Below are 3,134 nucleotides of genomic sequence, written 5' to 3'. Positions count from 1 at the left end.
GGGGAAGCGCTCGCGAACCGCCTCGGCGGCGGGTCTCGGTACTACTACGTCACCGATCACCAGGGCAGCGTCATCGGGATGTTCTCCACCCCAGGAGGATGGCTCGGCGGGTATTCGTACAGCCCCTACGGTGAAGCGCGGAGCACTGCTACCGGGACGGCGCCGAGCACGAACAGCTTGCGATACATCAGTGGCTACTACGACTCCGCCGCTGGGCTCTACAAGCTTGGTGCTCGGTACTACGATGCAAGTCTTGGGCGGTTCACCCAGTTTGATCCGAGTGGGCAAGAATCCAACCCGTACGGTTATGCTGCCTGCAATCCGGTTGGGCAGAGCGACCCGAGCGGTCTTGCCCCATCAGCTTGCGGCAACGGCATCTTCGGATCCATCATGGCGGTAGGAGGAGCAATCGGTGCGACGGTGTTCCTGAGCGCAGCACTCGGAGCCACAATCACCACCGCAGGTGCTGCCACTCCAGCTACCATCGGGGTGACCGTGCTGTACATAGGTGCTGTGACGGGCGCCGTACTCCAAGTTGGGAATACCATAAACGCATGTCGATAAAGAAGCCCTACTCGCGTCGAACGGCGGCGTTGATTGCCTCGCTTTTTCTATTGATCGCGGTTGGCTTTCTGTTCTCTGATGCGGGCTTTTGGCCCAGTCTTCTAGTCTCCGGCTCCGCGTTTGGGTTTGGAATCGTCTGGGCTTTTGTCGCGATTCGTTCAAAGAAGTAGAGCTTCCGGTCTTCGTGCACGAGCGACTTCCTCGGCATATTTGGTCGGCGATCGTGGCAGTTGATGCCGTTCTGGGCGGGACTACCCGAGCCCGGACCGCGTCGTTCCTCACGCCCGACCCAACCGGACTTGCCTGCGCCCCCGGCGCGAAAACGGCAGCGAACGTGTTCGGGGTAATTGCCACGGTCGCAACAGTGACCGGGATTGTCGCGGCCGGATTCGTGGCTGCACCAGCAACTGGAGGTGGCAGCCTGGCAGCCACAGTCGTGGGAGTCTCGGGAGCCATTAGTTTCTCGACCGGCCTTCCCGGTTTATTGCTTGGCCTAGCTTGCTAGGCTCGGTCGATTCGGAGGAGAACTCGTGACTAAAAGGCAGATATTCGGATGGGCGATCTTTTTCGGAGCGATGGCTCTTATGGGTATTGTCGCCTCGTTGTTACGCCTGGATGACGGTCCCCCGACATGGGAACTTGTGCTGCTGATCGGGGGGCTAATCGCCCTCGTCGGTGCAGCATGCCTCGCATACTATGTCAGACCGTCCAAGTGGGACCGAAGCTAGTGAGTCCCTTCCGGCCCGGTATCGCCGTTAGTGGGGGGAACCGGGCTAGCGCCCGCAATTGCGTTAAGAGGACAACCACCAATGTCTGATCCCGTCGAGATCCAGCCGTCCCTCCTCTACGCGTCGCGGCGGAAGTGGTCTCTCGTTGGTGCCGCCGCCGGAGTTGTACTCCTCATCTTCGGATTGACTATCGAGAGCACGACCGAGCTCATCGCCTATGCCGCCATCGGAATTGGCATCATCATGCTTGTCACGCACGGCTGCATCGCGTTGTGGGCACATCGCAAGACAACGGCGGCACGGCACAACGAGTCGCTGACACTGGAGCAGGATTTAGAGACGGAGAAGGACGCGTGAAGACGCAGACCATATATCTCTTCGCGTTTCCTCTAGGCGCGCTGGGCATCATCCTCGTGGGATTGGGCTGGTACATCCTCGGTGTGATCTGCCTAATCGCTGCAGTCGCCGCTGTCATCGCATCGAGGCGAGCGGTTGTGGCCGAGTACAATAACCCGAAACTCAAGGACGACGATACAACCGAGTCGCCATAGACAATCGAAGGCCGACTAACGCCGGTCTTTCGTTGTCGGTCATCCCGTAGGTGTTTCCCTTTGTGGCACGCGCACTTCGAGCGTTCACCCGAACGCCGGACGGCGAAGCGCTTGCAAACCGTCTCGGCGGCGGGTCTCGCTACTGCGACGCGACCGACCACCAAGGCAGCATTATCGGGATGTTCTCGACCACCGGAGGCTGGCTCGGGGGGTAATCGTACAGCCCGTACGGGGAGGCGCGGAGCACGTCTACTGGCACTGCGCCCAGCACGAACAGCCTGCGTTACATCGGCGGCTATTACGACAGTGGTGCGGGACTTTACAAGCTCGGTGCTCGCTACTACGACGCTTGTCTGGGACGATTCACTCAGTTCGACCCGAGTGGACAGGAAGCCAACCCATACCCTTATGCCGCGTGCAGTCCGGTCTCGGTAGGCGACCCAACTGGACTGGCCTCGTATAACTGGGGTGCCTTTGGAAACGAACTGGTTCAGAATGCCACTGGAGCCCTGTTGGGGCTCATGGTGGGAGGCACCTGTCTCGGAATTATCACCGGTACCATGATTCCTACCGCTGGCACCTCCCTACTGGCGACGGGGTTCTGCGGTGCCCTAGCTGTGGGTGCATCAGCGCTGGTTACATCTCAGATGGGCGGACCGTTCCCCGAGTAGTTTTTCGCGGACACGCACCGGGTCAGAGAAAGGGCGTTCGCATGACCGTACTTCCAAAGAGAGAGCAGTACAGGCGGATCATCCCATTCGGCCTAGGCATCCTTGCTCTTGGCATCGTGCTACTCAACATAAATGGTGGTTTGGGCGGCCTAGCATTCTTCTTGATCATCCTCGGAGCAGGCGGGATAGCTGGGGGTCTGATCATGCTGCTTCTTGGATCGCGTGATGAAACGGACTAGCTCCTGATTGGTAGTCATCGGTGACGCTTGGCACGTTCCGTGATTGGAACGCTTGGGGCAATCGCATTGCTTGCTCTCAGCGCCGTGGAGAGGGACAGGGGCCGCCGCATGGGAGAATCGCAGATGCGTAAACGCACAGTCCTGCTCGTTCTCGGAACTATCGCCGCCGCGCTTTGGTAGCTGCGGCGGTGGCTGGTGCGTTCAGTCGTAATCTTCTTCCCGCAGTCCTTCCCCTTCTAGCGCTCCCACTCTTAGTCGCATCACCGCGGCTGACTCCTCCGCAGTCGTGAAGGCCGATGTGGGCTACTCCTACACTGCCGCCGGCGGCACCGGCACGAGCGCGGACCGGACCAGCATCCAAAGTCGTACATCCCACCTGGA

At 59.9% G+C, this 3,134-nt stretch carries 5 protein-coding genes and 1 pseudogene; all 6 read left to right on the top strand.

Translation table 11 applies throughout. The annotated features are described in order from the left end of the window. Positions 1-564, top strand: a 564-nt coding sequence (locus tag ACY48M_RS13110; protein ID WP_462820743.1) for an RHS repeat-associated core domain-containing protein, incomplete at its 5' end; no start/stop codon positions are given. Further along, positions 555-734 carry a hypothetical protein gene (locus tag ACY48M_RS13105; protein ID WP_462820742.1) on the top strand — a complete coding sequence of 60 codons (180 nt, stop codon included), beginning with the start codon at positions 555-557 and terminating at the stop codon, positions 732-734. The genes ACY48M_RS13110 and ACY48M_RS13105, both read left to right, overlap by 10 nt. 639 nt (positions 735-1,373) lie before the next feature. Then, positions 1,374-1,649, top strand: coding sequence for a hypothetical protein (locus tag ACY48M_RS13100; protein WP_462820741.1), 276 nt, complete (start codon positions 1,374-1,376; stop codon positions 1,647-1,649). Further along, a complete protein-coding gene (locus tag ACY48M_RS13095) occupies positions 1,646-1,843 on the top strand; it encodes a hypothetical protein (protein ID WP_462820740.1) in 198 nt (65 codons plus the stop codon). The genes ACY48M_RS13100 and ACY48M_RS13095 overlap by 4 nt, the downstream gene beginning before the upstream one ends. Before the next feature lie 230 nt (positions 1,844-2,073). Next, positions 2,074-2,514, top strand: a pseudogene (locus ACY48M_RS13090) (RHS repeat-associated core domain-containing protein); the annotation flags it as partial. A gap of 41 nt (positions 2,515-2,555) precedes the next feature. After that, complete coding sequence (locus tag ACY48M_RS13085; protein WP_462820739.1) at positions 2,556-2,753, top strand: hypothetical protein; 198 nt, start codon at positions 2,556-2,558, stop codon at positions 2,751-2,753. Positions 2,754-3,134 lie beyond the last annotated feature (381 nt).

Source organism: Homoserinimonas flava, from assembly GCF_054969005.1.
The sequence above is the reverse complement of the archived record's forward strand: the minus strand, read 5'-3'. Positions and strand labels throughout refer to the sequence as shown.